This window comes from Kocuria gwangalliensis (genome assembly GCF_039544365.1).
GTDB lineage: Bacteria > Actinomycetota > Actinomycetes > Actinomycetales > Micrococcaceae > Kocuria > Kocuria gwangalliensis.
Window position 1 is genome coordinate 13,315 of the sequence record NZ_BAABLN010000008.1, and the last position, 20,458, is coordinate 33,772.

18 protein-coding genes are annotated in these 20,458 nt (G+C 65.0%); 9 read left to right on the top strand and 9 right to left on the bottom strand.

The window, feature by feature from the left end; all coding sequences use genetic code 11:
• Positions 1 to 6: 6 nt before the first annotated feature.
• The 6 genes from ABEA06_RS03370 to ABEA06_RS03395 all read right to left on the bottom strand — a co-directional run bounded on the left by ABEA06_RS03370 (position 7) and on the right by ABEA06_RS03395 (position 6,151).
• Complete coding sequence (locus ABEA06_RS03370; RefSeq protein ID WP_345310556.1) at positions 7 to 1,233, bottom strand: alpha-hydroxy acid oxidase; 1,227 nt, start codon at positions 1,231 to 1,233, stop codon at positions 7 to 9.
• Between the two features lie 168 nt (positions 1,234 to 1,401).
• Positions 1,402 to 1,764 (bottom strand): metal-sulfur cluster assembly factor, encoded by a 363-nt coding sequence (locus ABEA06_RS03375; RefSeq protein ID WP_303382791.1) that lies wholly within the window; start codon positions 1,762 to 1,764, stop codon positions 1,402 to 1,404.
• 37 nt (positions 1,765 to 1,801) lie between these two features.
• Positions 1,802 to 2,563, bottom strand: a complete 762-nt coding sequence (sufC, locus tag ABEA06_RS03380; RefSeq protein ID WP_345310557.1) for a Fe-S cluster assembly ATPase SufC — start codon at positions 2,561 to 2,563, stop codon at positions 1,802 to 1,804.
• Between the two features lie 46 nt (positions 2,564 to 2,609).
• Entirely contained in the window at positions 2,610 to 3,914 is a 1,305-nt protein-coding gene (sufD, locus tag ABEA06_RS03385) for a Fe-S cluster assembly protein SufD (RefSeq protein ID WP_345310558.1), read from the bottom strand.
• Between the two features lies 1 nt (position 3,915).
• Positions 3,916 to 5,391 (bottom strand): Fe-S cluster assembly protein SufB, encoded by a 1,476-nt coding sequence (gene sufB / locus ABEA06_RS03390; protein ID WP_303382449.1) that lies wholly within the window; start codon positions 5,389 to 5,391, stop codon positions 3,916 to 3,918.
• Positions 5,384 to 6,151 (bottom strand): helix-turn-helix transcriptional regulator, encoded by a 768-nt coding sequence (locus ABEA06_RS03395; protein ID WP_303382450.1) that lies wholly within the window; start codon positions 6,149 to 6,151, stop codon positions 5,384 to 5,386. Before ABEA06_RS03395 ends, sufB begins: the two co-directional genes overlap by 8 nt.
• Positions 6,152 to 6,356: 205 nt before the next feature.
• On the opposite strand from ABEA06_RS03395, the gene ABEA06_RS03400 reads away from it, so the two are divergent.
• The 3 genes from ABEA06_RS03400 (at position 6,357) to ABEA06_RS03410 (ending at position 9,227) form a co-directional block, all read left to right on the top strand.
• A complete protein-coding gene (locus ABEA06_RS03400) occupies positions 6,357 to 7,355 on the top strand; it encodes an ABC transporter ATP-binding protein (protein ID WP_425559489.1) in 999 nt (332 codons plus the stop codon).
• Positions 7,352 to 8,134: an ABC transporter permease gene (locus ABEA06_RS03405; RefSeq protein WP_303382452.1), complete on the top strand. Its 783-nt coding sequence runs from the start codon at positions 7,352 to 7,354 to the stop codon at positions 8,132 to 8,134. Before ABEA06_RS03400 ends, ABEA06_RS03405 begins: the two co-directional genes overlap by 4 nt.
• A gap of 79 nt (positions 8,135 to 8,213) precedes the next feature.
• Entirely contained in the window at positions 8,214 to 9,227 is a 1,014-nt protein-coding gene (locus ABEA06_RS03410; RefSeq protein ID WP_345310560.1) for a COX15/CtaA family protein, read from the top strand.
• 1 nt (position 9,228) lies between these two features.
• On the opposite strand, the gene ABEA06_RS03415 is transcribed toward ABEA06_RS03410, so the two are convergent.
• Positions 9,229 to 10,143, bottom strand: coding sequence for a dihydrodipicolinate synthase family protein (locus ABEA06_RS03415; RefSeq protein WP_345310561.1), 915 nt, complete (start codon positions 10,141 to 10,143; stop codon positions 9,229 to 9,231).
• Between the two features lie 97 nt (positions 10,144 to 10,240).
• Positions 10,241 to 11,137: a heme o synthase gene (locus ABEA06_RS03420; protein ID WP_303382462.1), complete on the bottom strand. Its 897-nt coding sequence runs from the start codon at positions 11,135 to 11,137 to the stop codon at positions 10,241 to 10,243.
• Between the two features lie 415 nt (positions 11,138 to 11,552).
• Here ABEA06_RS03420 and tkt point away from each other — a divergent pair, with 415 nt between their 5' ends.
• The 6 genes from tkt to pgl all read left to right on the top strand — a co-directional run bounded on the left by tkt (position 11,553) and on the right by pgl (position 19,870).
• On the top strand, positions 11,553 to 13,664 hold the full coding sequence (gene tkt, locus ABEA06_RS03425) for a transketolase (RefSeq protein WP_345310562.1): 2,112 nt from the start codon (positions 11,553 to 11,555) through the stop codon (positions 13,662 to 13,664).
• A gap of 82 nt (positions 13,665 to 13,746) precedes the next feature.
• Positions 13,747 to 14,853 carry a transaldolase gene (gene tal, locus ABEA06_RS03430; RefSeq protein ID WP_303382456.1) on the top strand — a complete coding sequence of 369 codons (1,107 nt, stop codon included), beginning with the start codon at positions 13,747 to 13,749 and terminating at the stop codon, positions 14,851 to 14,853.
• Positions 14,854 to 14,905: 52 nt separating this feature from the next.
• Positions 14,906 to 16,510, top strand: a complete 1,605-nt coding sequence (locus tag ABEA06_RS03435) for a glucose-6-phosphate isomerase (protein ID WP_345310563.1) — start codon at positions 14,906 to 14,908, stop codon at positions 16,508 to 16,510.
• Between the two features lie 125 nt (positions 16,511 to 16,635).
• Entirely contained in the window at positions 16,636 to 18,147 is a 1,512-nt protein-coding gene (gene zwf / locus ABEA06_RS03440; RefSeq protein WP_425559490.1) for a glucose-6-phosphate dehydrogenase, read from the top strand.
• Positions 18,144 to 19,103, top strand: coding sequence for a glucose-6-phosphate dehydrogenase assembly protein OpcA (locus ABEA06_RS03445; RefSeq protein WP_345310565.1), 960 nt, complete (start codon positions 18,144 to 18,146; stop codon positions 19,101 to 19,103). The genes zwf and ABEA06_RS03445 overlap by 4 nt, the downstream gene beginning before the upstream one ends.
• Positions 19,100 to 19,870: a 6-phosphogluconolactonase gene (pgl, locus tag ABEA06_RS03450; protein ID WP_345310566.1), complete on the top strand. Its 771-nt coding sequence runs from the start codon at positions 19,100 to 19,102 to the stop codon at positions 19,868 to 19,870. The genes ABEA06_RS03445 and pgl overlap by 4 nt, the downstream gene beginning before the upstream one ends.
• Before the next feature lie 323 nt (positions 19,871 to 20,193).
• Here the strand turns inward: pgl and secG are convergent, their stop codons facing one another.
• Entirely contained in the window at positions 20,194 to 20,448 is a 255-nt protein-coding gene (gene secG, locus ABEA06_RS03455) for a preprotein translocase subunit SecG (protein WP_190780331.1), read from the bottom strand.
• Positions 20,449 to 20,458 lie beyond the last annotated feature (10 nt).

Consider the following 20,458-nt stretch of genomic DNA (forward strand, 5'->3'; position numbering starts at 1 on the left):
GAGACTTCACGCGGATCGACGCAGCCACGGCGCCCGCATGCAGTGGGGGTCGAGGTCCGCGATGGAGCCGGCACCCATGAGCAGCATGGTGGTCCGGATCTGCTTCTCCAGGAGCTCGATTGCTCGGGTCACACCCTGCTGTCCCCCGGCCATCAGTCCGTAGAGGTACGCACGACCGATCAGCACGAAGTCCGCGCCGGCGCACAGTGCCGCCACAATGTCGGTGCCGGACATGATGCCCGAATCCAGGATCAGCGGCACCTCCGGACCGACTTCGGCGCGGATCTCCGGCAGGCTCGTCAGGGTCACGGGTGCCCGGTCCAGCTGGCGTCCTCCGTGATTGGACACGATCAGCCCGTCCGCACCCACGCTCATTGCGCGGCGGGCGTCCTCAGCCGTGAGGATGCCCTTGACGAACAGTTGCCCGTCCCACTCCTCGCGGATCCATACGAGGTCATCCAGTGACAGGCTCGGATCGAACATCTTGCCGATCAGCTCTGCCACCATGTGGGATGTATCCGACAGGGACGCGAACTTCAGGGAGTCCGTGGTCAGGAAGTTGAACCACCATTCGGGCCGGTACGAGGCGTCCAAAACTGTCTTGGGTGACAGCTTGGGCGGGATGCTCATCCCGTTGCGGTCATCGCGCAGGCGAATGCCCGCAACGGGGGTGTCCACGGTGACGATCAAGTTGGTGTACCCGGCGGCCTTGGCGCGAGCAATCAGATCCCGGGAGGCCTCGTGGTCGCGCCACAGGTACAGCTGGAACCAGCGGGCGGCATCCGGGGCGGCGTCGCGGACCTCCTCGATCGAGCGCGTGCCCATGGTCGAGAGTGAAAACGGGATCCCGGCCTCGGCCGCGGCCTTCACTCCCCCGATTTCACCCTCGCTGTGCATGAATCGCGTGAAACCGATGGGCGCAATCCCGAACGGCAGGGCGCTGCGGTACCCGGCAATCTCGGTCGAGAGGTCCGCCTCCGCGATGCCGTGCAGAATCTTGGGCAGCAACTCCACAGACTCGAAGGCCTCTCGGCTGCGTTTGTAGGTCAGTTCTTGTCCGGCCGCGCCGTCCACGTAGTCGAACGCGGGTTTGGGGGTACGACGCCGCGCAATCGCCCTGAGTGCCTCGATATCGGCGGCCTTGGCGAGCCGGGCGGCCCTGCGGTCCGGATTGAACGTGCCGAACTGCATCAGTGGCCTGAGTTCGGAAATGTTGGGTAGGCGCCGGTCCACGGCCACGTCCTCTCGTCTTTCACATCCTGTGGGTCCGAACCTAACACCGGCGGTGCGGCGAGACGGGACAGGAAGCGAGCGGCGTCGTCGTGAGGAATGCGAAAGGTCCGGGCACGCGAAAGGGCGCGAGGTCAGAGACCCCGCGCCCTTACGTCGGCGAGAACCGGACTAAATGTTGAAGCCCAGGGCGCGCATTTGATCGCGCCCATCCTCGGTGATCCGCTCGGGACCCCACGGGGGCATCCAGACCCAGTTCACGTGCCACTCGTCAATGATGGTTCCCAGGTTCTGCGAAACCTGTTCCTCGATCACGTCCTGCAGCGGGCACGCTGCCGTGGTTAGGGTCATGTCCAGGCGCAACGAGTTGTCGTCCTGGTAGACCAGGCCGTACAGCAGGCCCAGGTCGACAATGTTGACACCTAGCTCGGGGTCGATCACGTTCTCCAACGCGGTCTTGACCTCGGCCAGGGACGGCTGCCCGTTGGGGCCCGGGGCCTCGGCGGACAGTGTTTCTTCAGTGGTTTCGCTCATCTGGAACCCTCCTCAAGCGACGTGGTGAAAGGGCAGGTTACTTGGCCACGCTCATGTAGCGGTCGTAACCCTCTTCTTCAAGACGATCGGCCAGCTCGGGGCCGCCCTCATCCACAATGCGACCGTCCGCAAAGACGTGCACGAACTGCGGCTTGATGTAACGCAGGATGCGGGTGTAGTGGGTGATCAGCATGATGCCGGTGTTCTGCTCGGTGAGCGCACGGTTCACGCCTTCCGAGACGACCTTGAGCGCATCCACGTCAAGACCGGAGTCGGTCTCGTCCAGCAGAGCGATCTTGGGGCGCAGCAGTTCCAGCTGGAGGATCTCGTGGCGCTTCTTCTCGCCGCCGGAGAAACCCTCGTTGACGTTGCGTTGGATCATGGCCGGATCGATCTTCAGCTTCTCCATGGAAGCTTTCATGTCCTTGGTCCAGGTGCGCAGCGAGGGTGCCTCGCCGTCAATAGCGGTCTTGGCCGAACGCAGGAAGTTCGAGGTGGTCACACCGGGGATCTCGACCGGGTACTGCATGGCCAGGAACAGGCCAGCGCGGGCGCGCTCGTCCACGGACATCTCCAGGACGTTCTGGCCGTCCAGGGTCACGGAACCGGAATCGACCTGGAACTTGGGGTGACCGGCAATGGTCGAGGCCAGGGTGGACTTACCGGAACCGTTGGGGCCCATGATCGCGTGTACTTCACCGGCATTAATGGTGAGGTTCACGCCCTTGAGGATGGGCTTGGTGGTCTCGTCGTCCAGGATGACGGACGCGTGGAGGTCCTTGATCTCCAGTACAGACATGTGGTGATTCTCCTTGGGTAAAAGTGTGTACGGGCGGGTCTACGAGTCAGTTCTCGTGACGCGCGAGCTCTTCTTCAACGCTGTGGCGCAGCTGTTCCTCGATGGACTCCACGCCGATCTGCTGGATGATCTCGAACAGGAAGCCACGAACCACCAGGCGGCGGGCGTCCTCCTCCGGGATACCGCGGGACATCAGGTAGTAGAGGTGCTCATCGTCCAGCTGACCTGTGGTGGATGCGTGACCGGCGCCGGCGATCAGGCCGGTCTCGATCTCCAGGTTGGGAACGGAGTCCATGCGGGGTCCGTCGTTGAGGATCAGGTTGCGGTTGAGCTCGTAGGTGTCGGTGCCCTCGGCCTCGGCGCGAATCAGGACGTCGCCCACCCACACGCCGTGCGCGTTCTCGCCCTGCAGCGCGGACTTGTAGGTCACACGGGAGCGGCAGCGCGGCTGGGAATGGTCCACGAACAACCGTGATTCGAGGTGCTGGCCCTCGTCCACGAAGGTCAGGCCGTACATCTCCACGTTGCCACCCTGGGCGGCAAAGCGGGTCGACGGCGTGACGCGCACCAGATCCCCGCCGAGGGAGATCAGCACGTGCTTGAGGGAACCGTCACGCTGGATCGTCGCCTGCTGCGCGGAGGCGTGCACCGAGTTGTCGTTCCATTCCTGGATCGACACCACGGTCAACTTGGAGCCCTCGCCCACCTGGAACTCGATGTTCTGGGACAGCACGGCCTGACCGCGGTGGCGCAACACCACCAGGGCGCTGGAGTTGGCACCGGTCTCGATCACGATGTGCTGGGCAGCCGGGTCCATGGACGAGCCGTTGATGTCGACCAGCAGGGGCTGATCGGCTTCCGCGTTGGCCGGAACGGAAATGACGGTGGCCTCGGTGAAGGCGCTCCACGCGTTCGCGGAGACACGGTCCTCGGGGATGCCCGCCCGACCGATGCGGGCATCGTCGCGCCCCACGGTGGTCACGGTGACCTGGCCCTCGCCCGAAACGACCTCCACGGCGGGAGCGGCACCGCTCAGCTCGACCTCATCCAAGCCCTTGAGGCGCTTGATCGGGGTGAACCGCCAGTCCTCGAGCTTGCTGCTCAGCTTGGGGAACTCTTCCACCTTGTAGGAGGTGAAACGGCCCGCGCGCGAGGAATCGGGAACACCGGAGATGTCACCGTGCTTGGTGTGCTTGATCTCCGGCTCGCCGGCCTGGTTGCGGCCCTGCTGGAGGACCTCACCTTCCTGGCTCATGCCCGGAATGGCCACGCGCTCCTCACCCGTGGGGACACCGTCCACCTTGTCGGCGGTTTCTTTGCCGTGTCGTACGGTCTGGTCGGTTGTGGACATATCAGCCAACGGATCCTTCCATCTGCAATTCGATCAAGCGGTTGAGTTCAAGGGCGTACTCCATGGGCAGTTCGCGGGCAATGGGCTCCACGAAGCCGCGCACGATCATGGCCATGGCCTCTTCTTCGGCCATACCGCGCTGCATCAGGTAGAACAGCTGCTCCTCGGAGACGCGGGACACCGTGGCCTCGTGGCCCATGGTGACGTCGTCCTCGCGGATGTCCACGTACGGGTAGGTGTCCGAACGAGAAATCGTGTCCACCAGCAAGGCGTCACACACCACGTTGGACTTGGAGTGCTTGGCACCCTCGCGCACCTGAACCAAACCGCGATAGGCGGAACGACCACCGTTACGGGCCACCGACTTGGAGACGATGGAGGATGAGGTGTTCGGGGCGATGTGTACCATCTTGGAACCGGTGTCCTGGTGCTGGCCCTCGCCGGCAAACGCGATGGACAGGGTCTCACCGCGAGCGTGCTCACCGGTCATGTACACGGCCGGGTACTTCTGGGTGACCTTGGAACCGATATTGCCATCGACCCATTCCATGGTGGCGCCCTCGTGCGCAATGGCGCGCTTGGTCACCAGGTTGTACACATTGTTGGACCAGTTCTGGATGGTCGTGTACCGAACGCGGGCGTTCTTCTTGCAAATGATCTCCACCACGGCGGAGTGCAGCGAGTCGGTCTTGTAGATCGGCGCGGTGCAACCCTCGATGTAGTGAACGTAGGAGTCCTCATCGGCAATAATCAAGGTGCGCTCGAACTGGCCCATGTTCTCCGTGTTGATCCGGAAATAGGCCTGCAGGGGGATGTCCACGTGGACGCCCTTGGGCACGTACACGAAGGAACCGCCGGACCACACGGCCGTGTTCAGCGCGGCGAACTTGTTGTCACCCACCGGGATCACGGTGCCGAAGTACTCCTCGAAGAACTCCGGGTGCTCCTTCAGGGCAGTGTCCGTGTCCATGAAGATGACGCCTTGGCGCTCCAGGTCCTCACGGATCTGGTGATAGACCACCTCGGACTCGTATTGGGCGGCGACACCGGCAACCAGGCGGTTGCGCTCGGCCTCGGGGATGCCCAGCCTTTCGTAGGTGTTGCGGATGTCCTCGGGCAGCTCTTCCCACGAGCCGGCCTGCTGCTCGGTGGAACGCACGAAGTATTTGATGTTGTCGAAATCAATCCCGGACAGGTCCGCGCCCCACGTGGGCATGGGCTTGCGATCGAAGAACTTCAACCCCTTCAGACGCAGGTTGAGCATCCATTCGGGTTCGCTCTTCTTACCCGAAATGTCACGGACCACGTCAGCGTCGACGCCTCGGCGTGCCGAGGCGCCGGCGTCGTTCTTGTCAGCCCAGCCGTACTGGTACTGACCGATCCCCTCGAGTTCCGGGTTCATTTCCAGGATCTCGGAGATCACGGTGTCTTCTGGCTTGCTGCCCGCGGTGTCTGCGGGAACGGTGCGCTCAGTCATGACAACCCTCCTTGTCGTGCGGTTGTTGATTAGTGTGGGTGGTCGGTGCCGTTGAGCGGCGCTGCAACGGTACGTGTGTGGTGCAAACGTGGGCGCCGGCGGCCATGGTCGACAGCCTGCGCACGTCCACGCCCAACAGCTGGGCGATCATGGAGGTTTCCAGTTCGCAAAAATCGGGGTACTCCGCGGCGATCTCGCGCACGGGGCAGTGCCCCTGGCACAGCTGGGCGGAGCGCATGCTCACGCCCTTGGGGCCCCGCGGGGTCACTACGGTGTGGGAGGCAGCAAAACCGTCGCGGCTCATCTCGGCGGTCAAGGCATTGAGTCGATCTTCGACGTCGGGCCCGGCCGCGTTGATCACGGGACGGTACCTCTCCGACATTTCCTGGATGCGTTCGGCCACGAAGTCGTGGACGAGTTCCTCGCCACCGGTCTCTTCGAGGGTGTGCATTGCCTTGCGCACCAGGGTCAGGTAGTCGTTGCCGAGCAGATCATGGCCTTCCGCGGCCACCACGTAACGCCGCGCGGGGCGACCCGCGCCGCCCTGGGTGCTGCGGACCAGAGAGACTTCAATGACTTGTTCGGCCTCGAGTGCGTCCAGGTGCCGGCGCACGGCGGCCGGTGTAAGACCAAGGTCCTTGGCGATCTGCGCGGCGGAGACGGGGCCGTGAGCAAGCACCAGAGACAGCACCCGCGAACGAGTGGTCTCGTCGTGGTCTGCGCGCACCGAAGTGGCGTGTTCCGTTGCTTGGGAACTCATGCTGTGTGGGACATCCTCTGGATTGCCTGCGTTGCGGGCCTGATTTCGCTGATCGGCCTCCGGTCACGATCCACGTCGAGGTGGACCTGCAATACACAACAAGGGTATGCGCTAATCCATTCCCAATCCACTAAGGGTGACCTTCCGCCAGTGGGATCCGCCTCACACGGGAGGTCCAGGTGTCACCGCATAGACTGTCGTGGTGCTGAACCACCCTGCTCCCACACAGTCTGCTCCGGACTTCGACCCCGGTTCCCAGGCCCCGGCTCTCCACATCACGGACCTGTCCAAGACTTTCGAGCGCAGGGGCGCACGGGTGCACGCGGTTCGTGGGCTCAGCATGGCCGCCCACCGTGGTCAGGTGACCGCCCTGTTGGGGGCCAACGGCGCCGGCAAGACCACCACGCTGCAGTGCGCGCAGGGGTTGTTGCGCCCCACCTCCGGCGCCGTTCGTCTCCTGAACGAGGATCCGTGGCAGGCCTCGCCCGAGGTCAGGGCCCGCGTTGGAGTCATGCTTCAGGACGGCGGACTCCCCCAGGCCGTGCGGCCCATGGAACTGCTGCGCCACGTGAGCCGGTTGTACCGGGATCCCCGCCCGGTCACGGAACTCGTGGACCTGCTCGGCATCGAACCGTTCGCCACCACGTCCGTTCGACGGCTGTCCGGCGGCCAGCGCCAACGCGTGGGTCTGGCCGCGGCGCTCATTGGCCGGCCCGAGGTCTTGTTCCTGGATGAACCGTCCGCCGGTTTGGATCCCCAGTCACGACAAATCGTGTTCGAACTGATTGCGCAGTTGCGCGATGCGGGCACCTGCATCATTCTCACCACCCATCTCATGGACGACGCCGCTCGGCTGGCCGACTATGTCTACATCGTGCACCACGGTTCCGTGGCCGCCCAGGGCACGGTTGCGGATCTCGTGAGCGCGGAACAGCACGCCCCCGTGGTCATGTCCGTGACCTTGCCCGAGAGTCGGGCGGCCGATCTGCGCGAACAGCCACCGTGGCACACCGAGTCCTTCCGGGAGATCGAGTGGACCGTCAAGGACCGCACGGTGACGCTCACCGGTGAGCTCACGGCCCCGCTGATCCGCGAGATCACCCAGTGGGCGACTCTCGATGACTGGGTGCCCGAGGCGCTCAGTGTGCAACCCCGATCCCTGGAGGACGTGTTCTTGGAAGTCTCAGGAAGTGATCCCAGATGAGCACCCTGGCAGCCGCCGGTGGGCGGCACTCCCGCGCCGCAAGCCTTCCGGCGCGAGTGCTGGCGCAGTCCCGGTACGAAACCGTCACCATGGTGCGCAACGGCGAGCAATTTCTGCTGTTGATCATCCTGCCGATCCTCGCCCTGGTGGGTCTCACCGTCACCGACCTGCTTGATTCGTTCCGGCCCGACGGCGCCTCCCGCCTGGACGTGGCCGTGCCCGGGGTGCTCGTGCTGTGCGTGATTTCGAGCGCCTTCTCCGGACAGGGCATCCAGACCGGTTTCGACCGGCGCTACGGGGTGTTGCGATATCTCTCCACCACTCCCCTGGGCCGTGGCGGCCTGATTGCCGGGAAGCTGCTGGCCATCGTGGCGGTCCTGGCGCTGCAGTACATCCTGATCAGCGGTACGGCCGTGCTGATGGGATGGCGGCCGGAGCCGCTGGCCGTTCTGGCGTCCCTTCCCCTGCTTCTGCTCGTGGCCGTGGCCTTCACCGGTGTGGGCATGCTCATTGCCGGCACCCTCCGCGCGGAAGCCACGCTGGCCATCCTCAATCTCGTGTGGGTTGCCCTGGCCGCGGGTGGTGGCGTGCTGTTCCCCACCTCGGCCCTGCCGGGGTGGATCTCCTGGCTGGTCGACCTGTTGCCCTCGGCAGCAGCCGGCGAGCTGCTCCGCGGCTGCTTCCTGGCCGGGCAGTTCGCCGTGGTCCCCGCACTCATTCTGGCCGTCTGGGCCGTTCTCAGCTGGGCCGCGACGGTCAAATGGTTCAAGTGGGTTTAGGTTCACCTCGTTGAGCCGATTCTCCGGCTGGGCCGATACACTTTCCCTACCTCATTCCTCAGCATCTGGAAGCAACGCCATGTCTGCCACCGTGTCCCCGTCCGTCACCGATACTTTCTGGTGGCCCTCCACCGTGACCCCCTGGGTCCGTGCCATGGCCATCGCCTCAGTGGTGGCCAACAGTCTCCTGATCCTCACCGGCGGACTGGTCCGTCTCACCGGTTCCGGCCTGGGCTGCCCCACCTGGCCGCGGTGCACCGACGAGTCGTGGACCAACACCGCCGAAATGGGAATCCACGGACTCATCGAGTTCGGCAACCGCCTGCTGACGTTCGTGCTCACGGTGGTTGCCGTTCTGACGTTCCTGTCGGTTCTGCGGTTGCGCCACCAGTTCCCCCGCATGTTCTTGTTCGCGTTGCTCCTGGGCATCGGCATCCCCGTGCAGGCGCTGATCGGTGGCATCACCGTGCTGGTGCAGCTGCACCCGCTGGTGGTGGGTGCCCACTACCTCGTCTCGGCCACCATGATCGTGCTGGCCACGCTCCTTGTTCTGGACACCCGCCGCGCCGGCCTGGCCACCGTTGCGTACGCCCAGCGGCCCGGTCAGCTTCCCGGTCGCGAAGTACCGGTCCGGCTCCTCGCCGCGGCCGTGGGCGTTCTGTCCGCGATCATCCTGTACGTGGGCACCCTGGTCACCGGAACGGGCCCCCACGCCGGGGATGAAGACTCCGCCCGTCTCGCCTTCGAGCCCCGCTTGATCACGTTCACCCACGTGGTACCGGTGTACCTGATCGTGGCCACCGTGGTCATTGCGCTGATTCTGGGCATGAAACAGAACTGGCCCAAGGTGCTCGTGCGCGCCTACATGCTTCTGGCGGGTGTCCTGGTGCTGCAGGGCCTGGTCGGTTACTACCAGTACCTCAACAACGTCCCGGTCCTGTCCGTGGCCATCCACATGGTGCTCTCGGCCATCATGATCTGGGCCGCCACGCGCGTGTGCTCAATCAGTTTCCAGATCACCAAGGACCCCACCGAGGCCCTCGCCGATCGTGCCCTGGCCCGCGACAGCGACGTCACAGAGCCGGTCCTCTGAGTCAGTGCGCGATGTGCGGGCTGGCGGCGCGCAATTGCGCCACCGCGTCCGCGAGCATTCGTTTGCTGCGAGAGGGGATCGGCAGCAGAGGTCGGCGCGGAGCTCCCGTGCGCACCCCGCACACCTCGGCCAAGGCGTAGAGCACGGACAGCGGCCGCTCCTGACCCATGAGTTGCATGAGCGGCGCCAGGGTGGCGCTCCACAGGGCCGCCTCGCTGGAGCGGTGATGGATGACCGCGCGGTGGAAGGCCACGAACTCCGGAGCCAACAGGGCCGCCATGCCGGTGTGCCATGCAGCCATGGGGTAATCGGCCACGATGATTTGATCCCCGCTGATTCCGTGCACGGTGGTCGGATCCGCGCGCTGGGCGTAGAGCAGCTGACGCGAGTGGAAGAGCCTGCCGGATAACACCGTGTCCTTGAAGGCCACCACGTTGTCCAACCAGGACAGTTCCGCGGCAAGTTCCACGGGGTAGTTGAAGCCCGTGGTTTCCGGGTTGTTGTACAAACACAGCGGTAGCGACAACGATGACGCCACGGTTTCCACCTGATCGGCGATTTCCTGCGAGACCAGCGGGATGTAGCTGAGTGGATTGAGCACCAGCCCGTCCGCACCGTTGTTCTCCGCCGCGTACGCCATGGTCATGACTTCTCGGGTGGTCATGGCCGAGATACCCACGCCCACGGGGGTTTCCGACCCCGACGCCGCATCCACCGCCACCTTGACCACTCGGGCACGTTCCTCGGCGCTCAGGTACGCAAAGCTGCCGGAGGTCCCCAGGACCACCACGCCGTCCACTCCGCTGCGTGCCAGCTTGGCCACGCTCAGTTCCAATGACTCCAGGTCCAATCCGCCGCCCGGCAAGAAGGGCGTTATGGGATAGGCAATGACACCGGAGAAAGTCATGGACTGCATGGAGTTAGTTTAGGTGACCCTTACACAAATACCTCGGCACGATGGGAGTCACCGCGCGTCAGAGGGGCCACACGTGTCAGGCACGGTCGGAACCGGATCAGAGAATCGGTCCGCCGACGAACGGGTCAAGGGCCACGCCCACGAACACGAAGGTGATGTAGGCAATGGAGCCGTGGAACACGAACATGGCCTGCTTGAGCGTGGCTTTCCCGGACTGGGCCATGGAGTGCAGGGTGTGGCAGTGGTACAGGAACCAGCCGCCGGAAGCCAGAGCGATGAGCGCGTACACCCAGCCCGCGCCGCCCACCGGAACCAGCAGCAAGGAGCAGATCACGGTGGCCCACGCGTAAAGCACCACCTGGGCTCCCACGGAGCGGGCGGTGTCCACGGCGCCCAGCATGGGAACACCGGCGCGGGAATAGTCCTCCGCGTACTTCATGGACAGCGGCCAGTAGTGCGGCGGGGTCCACAAGAAAATGAACATGAACAGCACCAGCGCCGGCCAGTCAATGGTCCCGCGCACCGCGGCCCAGCCGATCAGGACGGGCATGCAGCCGGCAATACCGCCCCACACAATGTTCTGCGCGGTGCGGCGCTTCAAGATGATGGAGTAGAACACGGCGTACAGAGCAATGGCGACCACGCCGAGCACACCGCACAACACGCTGACCCCGAAGGTCAACCAGGCCACGGCCACCGCGGAGAGCACCCACGCGAAGATCAGTGCTTCCCGGTCGCCCACTTCGCCGGTGACCAACGGACGACGCGCGGTGCGCTTCATCAGACGGTCTTCGTTACGGTCGATGTAGCAGTTGAACGCGCCCGCGGCACCGGCGGCCAAACTGCCGCCGATCAAGGTGTTCAGGATGAGCCAGAAATTGGGCATGCCCTGCTCGGCGAAGATCATGGTGGGAACGGTGGCCACCAGCAGAAGTTCAATGATGCGGGGCTTGGTGAGCGCCACGTAGGCCTTGATCTTGCGCCCGGCCGTCATGGGACCCTCGTAACCCACCGGCGCTACCGAGCCGATGGTAGAGCCGGTGGCACCGTGGCCGCGGGAGGCCTGCGATGCGCTTCGACCCGACTGTGCCGCGGTATCAAGGGGGTTCACAGAATCAATGCTCCAAATAATCGAATCCGGCGCCGTGGTATTCCGAGCCGTACCGGGCGGGCACCGCCCTCCGGACGCGTGCCCATACCCGTACAGAAGTATAGCCGTCATAATGCGTAAATTCCGGGTGATGATTGGCACGCCCGGACGCGTGATTCACCAACAGCACAAGACACTGACGCGGCCTCGGCTGCGGGACTAAGGTTAACGCTGAAACCCGTGTGACCCACCCGGCCCAACGACGTCGGATTTCATGGGCCGCAGTGGAGTACCCCACCGATGAAAGGGACTAGCTACCGTGCCGAACCTTGAGCAACCGCTGAACTGGACCGAGCAGGACGCTCGCGCCGTGGACACCGCGCGTGTACTCGCCGCTGACGCCGTACAGAAGGTGGGCAACGGTCACCCCGGCACCGCCATGTCCCTGGCGCCCGTGGCGTACATGCTGTTCCAGAAGATCATGCGTCACGATCCCAGTGATGACCGCTGGACCGGCCGCGACCGCTTCGTTCTCTCCCCCGGCCACACGTCGCTCACGCTGTACCTGCAATTGTTCTTTGCCGGTTACGGCCTGGAAATGAACGACCTGGAGTCCCTGCGTACGTGGGGCTCCAAGGTTCCCGGCCACCCCGAGTACCGCCACACTACCGGGGTGGAGATCACCACCGGCCCGCTCGGCCAGGGCCTGGCCTCCTCGGTGGGCTTCGCCTACGGTCAGCGCTACACGCGCGGGCTGTTCGACGCCGACGCCGCTGCCGGCACCTCGCCGTTCGACCACAACGTGTTCGTGATCGCCTCCGACGGTGACCTGCAGGAAGGCATTACCTCCGAGGCGTCCTCGCTGGCGGGCACCCAGGAACTGGGCAACCTGGTGGTGATTTACGACGACAACAACATCTCCATCGAGGACGACACCAACGTGGCGTTCAACGAGGACGTTCTGAGCCGCTATGAGGCCTACGGCTGGGATGTCGCCCGCGTCGACTGGCGCCAGGGTGGCGAGTACAAGGAAGACCTGGACGCGCTGTACAACGCGATCGTCTCCGCCACCAAGGTCACGGACAAGCCCTCCATCATTGCGCTGAACACCATCATCGGTTGGCCCGCCCCCACCAAGCAGAACACCGGCGCCATCCACGGCTCCGCGCTCGGCGAGGACGAGGTCGCCGCCACCAAGGAGATCCTCGGCGTCGACAAGAACGAGTCGTTCGTGATCGAACCCGAAATCTTCGAGCACGTGCGCTCCGTGGGTGAGCGCGGCAAGCAGGAACGCGCCGAATGGGAGAAGTCCTTTGCCGCTTGGCGCGAGGCCAACCCGGACAAGGCCGCCCTGTACGACCGGATCCGTGACGAGGAACTACCCGAGAATTACCGGGCGGCCTTCCCCACGTTTGAGGCCGGCAAGGATGTCGCCACGCGCAAGGCCTCCGGTCAGGTCATCAATGCGATTGCGGACACGTTCCCCGAGCTGTGGGGTGGCTCCGCGGACCTCGCGGGCTCCAACAACACCACGATCGACAACGCCAAGTCCTTCATCCCGGCCAAGCGCTCCACGGACATGTGGGACGGTTCGCCGTACGGTCGCGTGCTGCACTTCGGTATCCGTGAGCATGCCGCGGCGGCCATCGTCAACGGCATTGTCATGAGCACGCAGACCCGTGCGTTCTCCGGGACGTTCCTGATCTTCTCGGACTACCAGCGCCCCGCGGTTCGCCTCGGTGCGCTCATGCGGGTGCCCTCGATTTACGTGTGGACCCACGACTCCATTGGTCTGGGTGAGGACGGCCCCACCCACCAGCCGGTCGAACAGTTGTCCTCTCTGCGCGCCATTCCCGGCCTGGACGTGGTTCGCCCGGCCGATGCCAACGAGACCGCGGTTGCCTGGCGCACCATGCTCGAACACCACGACCGTCCGGCCGGTATCGCGCTGACCCGCCAGAACCTGCCCACGTTCGCCCGCGTGGACCTGCACCCGGACGCCGAGGGCGAGAAGTTCGCCTCCGCGGAGGGCGTGGCCCGCGGCGCGTACGTGCTCGCGGACACGGACTCCACACCCGACGTCGTTCTGATTGCGACCGGCTCCGAGGTCGAGTTGGCCGTTGCGGCTCGCCGGCAGCTGGCCGAGCAGGGCGTTGCCGCCCGCGTGGTGTCCATGCCGTGCCGCGAGTGGTTCGATGCCCAGGATGAGGACTACCGCGAGTCGGTGATCCCCTCCGGTGTCAAGGCCCGCGTGTCCGTTGAGGCGGGCATCAAGATGTCCTGGAACGACATCCTGGGAGACGCCGGTCGCGCCGTGTCCCTGGAGCACTTCGGCGAATCCGCCGATTACAAGACCCTCTACCGCGAATTCGGCATCACCGCCGAGGACGTGGTCAGCAAGGCCCAGGAGTCCATCGCCGCCGTGCGCTGAGACTCCCCTACCGCCGTGCGGGGCGCAGCGCGCGCCCCGCACGGCACCAGCAGAATTTCCGGCACAACGTTAGGAAGTCACAGTGAGCACTCCCACCAAGAAGCTGTCCGACGCGGGCGTTTCCATCTGGCTCGACGATCTGTCCCGCCAGCGTTTGACCAGCGGCAACCTGCAGGAACTGATCGACGCCAAGAACGTCGTGGGTGTTACGACCAACCCCACCATTTTCGCCGCGGCCCTGGCCAACGGTGAGTCCTACGCGGAGCAGGTCTCCGAACTCGCCCGGTCCGGCGCGGACGTGGACGAGGCCGTCCTCGCGATCACCACCGACGACGTCCGCGACGCGTGCGACGTGTTCGCCCCGATCGCCGAGGCCACCCAGGGAGTCGACGGGCGGGTGTCCATCGAGGTCGACCCCCGCCTCGCACAGGATGCCGACGCCACCGCTGCCATGGCGCAGCGACTCTCCCAGACCATTGACCGCCCCAATGCGCTCATCAAGATTCCGGCCACCGAAGCCGGGCTGCCCTCCATCAGCGCAACGATCGCGGAAGGCATCTCGGTCAACGTGACCCTGATCTTCTCGCTCGAACGCTACCGCGCGGTGATCAACGCCTTCATGGTGGGCCTCGAGGAGGCCCTGGAGAACGGCAAGGACCTCTCCACCATCCACTCCGTGGCGTCGTTCTTCGTCTCCCGCGTGGACACCGAGATCGACAAGCGACTGGACGCGGTGGGCACGGACGAGGCCAAGGCGCTCAAGGGCAAGGCCGGCCTGGCCAACGCCCGCCTGGCGTACCAGATCTACCAGGAGCAGTTCTCCACCGAACGCTGGAGGCGACTGGAATCCGCCGGCGCCAATGCGCAGCGCCCGCTGTGGGCCTCCACCGGCGTCAAGGACCCGTCCCTCCCGGACACCCTGTACGTCACCGAACTGGCGGCTCCCCACACGGTCAACACCATGCCGGAGAAGACCCTGGACGCGACCTACGATCACGGTGAGGTCACCGGGGACACCATTACCGGCACCTACCGGGAGTCCAATGAGCTACTGGATGCGATTGCCGAGCAGGGCATTTCGTACCAGGACGTGGTCGACCAGCTCGAGACCGAGGCGCTGGACAAGTTCGCCACGTCCTGGGATGAGCTGCTGGAAACGGTGCGTACCGCCCTGGACAACGCCCGCTGATTGACCGATCGCCCACCCACCAGCACGCATCGCACCCACGAGGAGGCTCGTTTTGAGCTCACTGTCATTGTCTGCGGCAGGCGCCGCGCGTCAGGCCATTGAATCCGCGGTCCCCGGCTTGGTCGATGAACGCTTCGCGTCCAGACTCTTCGCCAAGGACCCCACCCTGTGGGGACCCGCGGCCCGAGAAGAGGCCGGGATTCGTCTGGGGTGGACCGAGGCCGCCACGGTGTCGCGTCCGCTCGTGGCCGAGATCGTGCAGTTACGCGATGACTTCGCCTCCGAAGGGGTCACGCGGTTCGTGCTGGCGGGCATGGGAGGTTCGTCCCTGGCCCCCGAGGTGATCACCCGCACCGAGGGTGTGGACCTCTTCGTGCTGGACTCCACCGACCCCGACATGGTGCAGCTGGCAGTGCAGGATCTCGACAGGACCGCCCTGGTGGTTTCCTCCAAGTCCGGCTCCACGGTGGAGACGGACTCGGCGCGTCGTGCGTTCGTGGCGGCGTTCGAGAAGGCCGGCATTGATGCGCCGCAGCGCATCGTGGTGGTGACTGACCCGGGGTCTCCCATGGACGGCTCCGCCCGCGAGGCCGGATACCGCAAGGTCTTCAATGCGGATCCCAATGTGGGCGGTCGGTTTTCCGCACTCACCGCGTTCGGCCTGGTCCCCTCCGGGCTGGCCGGCGTGGACATCGAGCGGCTCCTGGACGACGCCGAAGAAGCCTCGGAGTTCCTGCGCGACGACGCCGAGGACAATATCGGCCTGCGCCTGGGCGCGGCACTGGGCGGGACCACACCGTTGCGCGACAAGATCGTGATCGTCAACAACGGCGCTCCGGTAGTGGGTTTTGCGGATTGGGCCGAGCAGCTCATTGCGGAGTCCACCGGTAAGTCCGGCACGGGTGTGCTGCCGGTCGTCGTGTCCGATAACGCTCCCGAGCTGACCAGCGGCGCGGGCGACATTCTGGTCATCTCCCTGGTCCCCCAAGACGCCGAACCCGCGGATCAGGGCGATGCCGTGGCGATCTCCGGATCCCTGGCCGCCATGATGATGGCGCTCGAAGTGGCCACCGCCGTGGCCGGACGGCTCCTGGGAATTGATCCCTACAATCAGCCGGACGTTGAATCCGCCAAGAACGCGACGCGCGCACTGCTGGCTTCGTCCCCGGAGCCCAGCCCCGCGGAAGCCACCGACGGTGCCATTGAGATCCGCGGTTCCGAGCAGGTGCTTCAGGGCGCAACCACGGTGGTCGAGGCGCTCAAGGCCCTGCTCGGTCAGTTGCCCGAGGATGGTTATGTGAGCGTGCAGGCGTACTTCGATCGGCTGGGCTGGGCGGACCTCGAGAAGATCCGTCCGTTGCTGGCCGAGAAGACCCGGCGCCCCGTGACGTTCGGGTGGGGTCCGCGGTTTTTGCACTCGACCGGTCAGTACCACAAGGGCGGACCGGCCCAGGGCGTGTACCTCCAGGTCACGGCCGCGACGGACACGGACGTGGACATTCCCGGTATCCCGTTCTCGTTCGGCGAGTTGATCTCGGCTCAGGCCGATGGCGATGCACAGGTGCTCACGGATCACCACCGCCCGGTGCTGCGCTTGCGCCTCACCGATCGTGCGGCGGGCGTGGAACAACTCCTGAAGGCCACCACCGAGCTCTAAGATCATTACTATTCATATTTTCCGGTCACCGCGGACCGGGGTGTCACGCTCACGTCGTCACACCCCGGTCCGTTGGTCCGGATGAGTCAGGGAGCATTGTGCCTCACCACCCAAACAGCAACCCGTTGCGAGATCCTCGGGACCGGCGCCTGACGCGCGTCGCGGCGCCGTCGTCCCTCGTGCTCTTCGGCGTGACCGGCGACCTCGCCAAGAAGAAGCTGCTACCGGCCATGTACGACCTGGCCAACCGCGGTTTGTTGCCCCCCTCGTTTTCTCTGGTGGGCTTCGGTCGGCGCGACTGGGACGACACGCAGTTCGCCGAATACGTCAAGGAATCCATTGCGGGCAACGCCCGCACGCCGTTCAATGAGGACATGTGGGCGCAGTTCGCGTCCGGCTTGCGTTTCGTACACGGCAATTTCGACGACGACGCCGCCTACGATCGTCTCGCGGAGACGCTTACAGAACTCGACGAATCACGCGGCACCCGTGGCAACCACGCGTTTTATTTGTCGATCCCGCCCAAGGCCTTCGACATGGTGTGCCAAAAACTCGCTGATCACGACCTCGCGGACAGCAACGGCAGCGAGGGTTGGCGGCGCGTGGTCATCGAGAAGCCCTTCGGTCACGACCTGGAATCGGCCCGTGAACTCAACGCGATCGTGGAACGGGTGTTTCCCGCGGACAGTGTGTTCCGCATTGACCACTACCTGGGCAAGGAAACGGTTCAGAACATCCTGGCCCTGCGTTTCGCGAATCAAATGTTCGAGCCGTTGTGGGACACCCGTTACGTGGACCACGTGCAAATCACCATGGCCGAGGACATCGGCATCGGATCGCGCGCCGGTTACTACGACGGCGTGGGCGCCGCCCGCGACGTCATCCAGAATCACCTGCTGCAGTTGCTCGCCTTCACGGCCATGGAGGAACCGCCCGCGTTCTCCGCGCATCACCTGCGTCGCGAGAAGGCCAAGGTTCTGGAATCGGTGATCCTCCCCGAGGACCTGGGCGCGTACTCGGCCCTGGGGCAGTACTCGGGGGGTCTGCAGGGCGGCGCGGAGGTCAAGGGATTCCACCGGGAACAGGACATTCCCGCCGATTCCCGCACAGAGACGTACGCGGCCCTGCGCCTTGAGATCAACAACCGCCGCTGGGCGGGAGTGCCGTTCTATCTGCGGGCCGGCAAACGCCTGGGTCGGCGGGTGACGGAGATCGCCGTGGTGTTCAAGAAGTCGCCCAATTTGCTGTTCCGCTCCCCCGACAAGGACGATTTCGGTCAGAACGCCATTGTGATCCGCATTCAGCCGGACGAGGGCGTGACCATCCGGTTCGGTTCCAAGGTGCCCGGCACCCAGTCGGAGATCCGGGATGTGACCATGGACTTCGGGTACGGCCACGCCTTCACCGAATCCAGCCCGGAGGCGTACGAACGACTGATTTTGGACGTTCTTCTGGGTGAGCCACCGCTGTTCCCGGATCACTCGGAGGTCGAACTGTCCTGGAAGATCCTGGACCCCTTCGAGGAGTACTGGGCGCAACACCACATCATGCCTGACGCTTACGCACCGGGATCCTGGGGTCCGGAATCGGCGGATCAGCTCATGGCTCGCGACGGACGTGCTTGGAGGCGACCGTGATCGTACAAATGGAGAACACCACCACCTCGCTCATCGAGAAGAAGCTGCATGCGCTGCGGGACGAGAACGGCGTGGTGACCCTGGGACGGGTGCTCACGCTGGTGATCCTGGCGCGCGCCGGTCACTCGGAAATGGCCATCGAGGCCGCCAACTTCGCCAGCCACGAGCACCCGTGCCGCATCATTGTGCACGTGGCGCACTCCGCCAACGAGACCACCCGGCTGGACGGTCAGTTGCGCATGGGCGGGGACGCCGGCGCATCGGAAGTGATCATTCTGCACGGCTACGGCGAACTCGCCGAACCCACGGAGACGCTGATCTCGGCGTTGTTGCTGCCGGATGCGCCCATTGTGGCGTGGTGGCCCCACGACTTCCCGGACTCCCCCGGTGAATCGTCCATCGGGAAGATCGCCCACCGGCGCATCACCGACTCCGCCCGCGCTGACGACCCGTTCAAGTCGCTGCGGCAGCTGTCCCAGCAGTACCGACCGGGAGATACCGATCTGGCGTGGACCCGCATTACCAGTTGGCGGATCCAGCTTGCCGCGGTGTTCGATCAGATCGGTTCCGTCCCCGTGCGTGAGGTCATTGTGGAGGGCGCGGAGCGCTCCCCCTCGGTGGTGCTCATGGGCGTCTGGCTGGCCAACGCATTGGGTTGCGAGGCGAAGTTCATCACCCAGTCGGAACGGTCCGGGATGGACAGGGTCACCCTGGTCACGGATGAGGGCCCGATCGAACTGCACCGCCCGGGCAACACCGTGGGCGTCCTCAGACAGCCTGGCCAGCCGGATCAGCAGATCGCCATGCCGGTGCGCGACCTCAATGTATGTTTGGCCGAAGAATTGCGCCGGTTGGATCCGGACGAGGTCTACGGCCATGTCATCACCAAGGCGCTGCAGAGCGCGCGGCTGGAAGAGGCCGTTGAAGATGCTATGGACGGAGAGGTGTCCTCGTGAACCACGCGCGCATTGTCCCCCACGGTAGCCAGGAGAAACTTGCCCAAGAGACGTCCCGCCGGGTCATCTCCGTGTTGGAGCAGGCCCAGGATGAGCGCGGCGAGGCCACGCTGGTGCTCACCGGTGGGAGTATGGGAAACAAGGTGATCGAGGCGGTCGCCAATGACCCGGATTCCGCCCTGGTCGACTGGTCCCGCGTGAACGTGTGGTGGTCGGACGAACGATTCGTACCCGGTTCGGATTCCGAACGCAACGGTGTCCAAGCCGCCGACGCCGCACAGGGCCAGTTGAATCTGGAATGGGACCGCATTCACCCCATTGCGGCATCGGATGAAATGAGTACCGCCGAGGAAGCCGCCGCCGATTATCGCGAGGAGCTCGCCACCGCCGCTCAGCAGGAGGGTGTGGACGGGGAATTGCCCCGCTTCGACCTGCTGCTGCTCAGTCTGGGCCCGGACACCCATGTAGCGTCGCTGTTCCCGGGACGTCATGAAGTGACCGTGACCAACACCCCGGTGATGGCCGTGCACGACTCCCCCAAACCACCACCCACGCGGGTGACCATGAGCCTACCCGCGATCAATTCTGCGGACCGGGTGTGGTTGTTGGTGGCCGGCAGCGCCAAGGCGCAGGCTCTCGCGGCCATCCGTTCCTCGGAGGCCACGGCCCAGTCCGCACCCGGCAGCGCGGTTCGAGGCACCGAAGAAACCCTGCTGCTCGTCACGGAGGACGCCCTCCCGGGTCTTCCCGAGGATCCCGAGGGCTAGCCGCAGCCCCGACATGCACCTGAGGTGGCGGTGGAACCCCTGGCCCGGCCCAGAAGGGTCCCACCGCCACCTCACGTGCGTCGCACGGCTGTTGGTGGCCGGCAGCGCGGTTCGAGGCACCGAAGAAACCCTGCTGCTCGTCACGGAGGACGCCCTCCCGGGTCTTCCCGAGGATCCCGAGGGCTAGCCGCAGCCCCGACATGCACCTGAGGTGGCGGTGGAACCCCTGGCCCGGCCCAGAAGGGTCCCGCCGCCACCTCAGTCGTTAAACGCGCAAGGCCCGCAGACCGAAGTCTCCGGGCCATGCGCGTTGCTGTTGATGATTACACGACGGGGGGTGCGAACCGCAGGGAGAGTGCGTAGCCCACGATGGCCAGGACCCACACGATCGCCAGGACGGTGGTCATGCGCACCACGTTCTTCTGGGCCGCTCCCGAGGTGTTCAAGGACTGAGTCATGCCACCGCCGAACATGTCGGACAGGCCGCCGCCTTTACCCTTGTTGAGCAGCACAAACATCACGCACAGGATGCTGGTGACCACAATGATCACTTGCAGGGCAAGCTGCAGGATCTCCACGTAAAGCCTC